The organism is Pedobacter sp. 01T416_2, assembly GCF_056398925.1.
On record NZ_JBFTQI010000851.1, the window covers coordinates 1 to 2367 of the forward strand.

At 35.8% G+C, this 2367-nt stretch carries 4 protein-coding genes; 1 reads left to right on the forward strand and 3 read right to left on the reverse strand.

Annotated features, from left to right (window positions below):
* Positions 1-313 (forward strand): transposase (locus AC1DPQ_RS24970; RefSeq protein ID WP_477611215.1); only part of this gene is annotated, 313 nt, incomplete at its 5' end.
* Positions 314-561: 248 nt separating this feature from the next.
* On the opposite strand, the gene AC1DPQ_RS24975 is transcribed toward AC1DPQ_RS24970, so the two are convergent.
* The 3 genes from AC1DPQ_RS24975 to AC1DPQ_RS24985 all read right to left on the reverse strand — a co-directional run bounded on the left by AC1DPQ_RS24975 (position 562) and on the right by AC1DPQ_RS24985 (position 2232).
* Positions 562-792: a hypothetical protein gene (locus AC1DPQ_RS24975; protein ID WP_477579795.1), complete on the reverse strand. Its 231-nt coding sequence runs from the start codon at positions 790-792 to the stop codon at positions 562-564.
* A gap of 129 nt (positions 793-921) precedes the next feature.
* Positions 922-1896 carry a M28 family peptidase gene (locus tag AC1DPQ_RS24980; RefSeq protein ID WP_477579794.1) on the reverse strand — a complete coding sequence of 325 codons (975 nt, stop codon included), beginning with the start codon at positions 1894-1896 and terminating at the stop codon, positions 922-924.
* Positions 1897-2046: 150 nt separating this feature from the next.
* The gene (locus AC1DPQ_RS24985) at positions 2047-2232 is read right to left on the reverse strand and encodes a hypothetical protein (RefSeq protein WP_477579792.1); all 186 of its coding nucleotides are present in this window, start codon (positions 2230-2232) and stop codon (positions 2047-2049) included.
* Between the last annotated feature and the right edge of the window lie 135 nt (positions 2233-2367).

Consider the following 2367-nt stretch of genomic DNA (forward strand, 5'->3'; position numbering starts at 1 on the left):
CAGTCATATATCAACAGATGAATTTCCTTTATATACTAACCTAAAGAAATTAGGCTATGAAAATCATGGTGTTATCAAACATGCATTAGAACAGTACAGGCAGGGTTCAACATCAACAAACACAGTAGAGGGCTTCTTTAGCCAATTAAAGAGAATGGTATTCGGAACACATATCCATGTATCAGAACAACACTTGCAAAAGTATGTTGATGAAGCGGTATTTAGATATAACCACAGATTTAAAGACGTTGATATGTTCGGCTCATTAGTAGTTAGGATAACAGACTATATAGAAAACAATCAACAGGCATGATAGTATGAATTATGCCGATATGACGCGGCTTGATGTCGTCTGATTAGTAAATCATAACTATTTAGTCAAATGCAACGCAAAAAGCAAACTAAATTCGTTCGTGTATATCGTACCGACCTAAAGAACGGTTCTGAATACTACATAAGATCGAAACCAAAGCCACGCAAATAATCGTTCGGCCAATTAGGGAAGTCTCAACACTTCCCTTTTTTTATAAATGTATAACAACATTCTGTTAAATCAAAACATTACTTCTTATTGGTAGGCTTTGACATTGCATTAAGCACATGATCAAACAACTCTTTGCCATTCTCCCTACCTCCAACACCCCTTAAACCATGAGGGCCTTTAACAACTAATCCCTCCGCTTCTGATAAATGGCTTTCAGCTATTTCTTTTGTCTTGCGTGTTGGCAACAACATTTCACCCTCGGGATCATCCTCATAAACTCTTTCAGCCTTACGTTTCTTCTGTCTCATAATATAAAGATAGCACTATTGCATTCATTGACCAAGTGTCTAAAGGGGATATATGCCTTGTTTTAAGATTTATAAAGCATAAAAAAACCTGCCGGATAGGGCAGGTTTAGACTTATATCAATCAGTTTATTAAAACCTTTCCGATTTTCTTGGATTGTCCATCATGATCATTTTATCTTTTAACAACTGTTGTAAGCCGGTTTGTTTGTCGATGTTTTTTACAACATCCAGCACAGCGCTTGCAGCATTATTAAAAAATGGTTTGGTGATGTTAGAATATTCGTCTGTAGGTTTATGATAATCTTTGTGGTCTTCTACACCGAAATATAAAAATGGAATATTTTTAGCATTAAATGCGCCTTGGTCGCTTTGGTTTGTCCAATCATCGTGACCTTGTTTTGGATCGTCGTGGCCGAAAAGTAATTTGATATTGGTTTTAGTCGTATCTACATACTTCTTTAAATCAGGATATTTGAAAGTCCCACAGACATAAAGTTCACCTTTATCGCTGTGACTGATCATATCCATATTTAAATCAATAGCAATAGTATTCATAGGCACTGGTGGATTGCCTACAAATGCCTTTGCACCCTGTAAGCCCATTTCTTCCGCATCGAAAGAGGCGAAAATGATTGTGTTATTTGGTTTGTTTTTAGCAAAATAGGTGGCAATTTTTAATAATCCTGCAGTTCCCGATGCATTATCATCAGCACCATTAAAAACTTCGCCTTTTACTACACCTAAATGGTCGTAATGGGCAGATACCACAATAACATTCGTTCCTTTGCCCGGAATATAGCCGATGATGTTGGTGCCATTTATTTTTGTATTACCTATTCCATTAAAAGTAAACTCCTGCGCATAGTTTACATGCTGAGGATAAGATTTTAGTCCTAGTTTTTGAAATCTTTCTATAATGTATGCCCTGGCCATTTCAGCCCCCTTTGTTCCGGTTTTTCTACCTTGATAAGCATCTGATGATAATACCTCAACATCTTTTAACAATTGGGTATCTAACTTGCCGGAAGAAGTATTATTTTGGTTTTTTACTGATGAACAGCAGCTTAGCATCATGGCTAAGGGAAGGATATATAGGATTTTCATGATTAGTTTGTAATAAGTTAGGGGCGTCATGCTGAATTTATTTCAGCATCTTTCTTGCAATATAGACCCTGAAATGAATTCAGGGTGACGGATTTAAGTTTAAATATTGATTGGAGATCTTTTAATGCATTTTTTTATCAAACGCAGGCTTTAAAAGTCATTAAAATTGTCTGGGATTGATATTTTACCTTTAAATGCACCAGGAATCCTTTTAGCAAGAAGTGGTTTATCTTCTGTTAAAAAGGTAACTATAACTTCCGTTTTGGTCTGTACAGGTGCTTTTTCTTTCAGTGTTATCTTTCCTTTTTCGTAATATACTTTAACTGTAGCTAACATATCTTTGGTTGTTATTAACAAATATACATTTTTCAGTACGCTATTCAAATGCTGTTAGATGAACATTATTGCATTTTTAAACCTGATGGAAACGGCAGACCGAGCTTTTCGCGAGGTTAAAGAGTACAGCAGGAC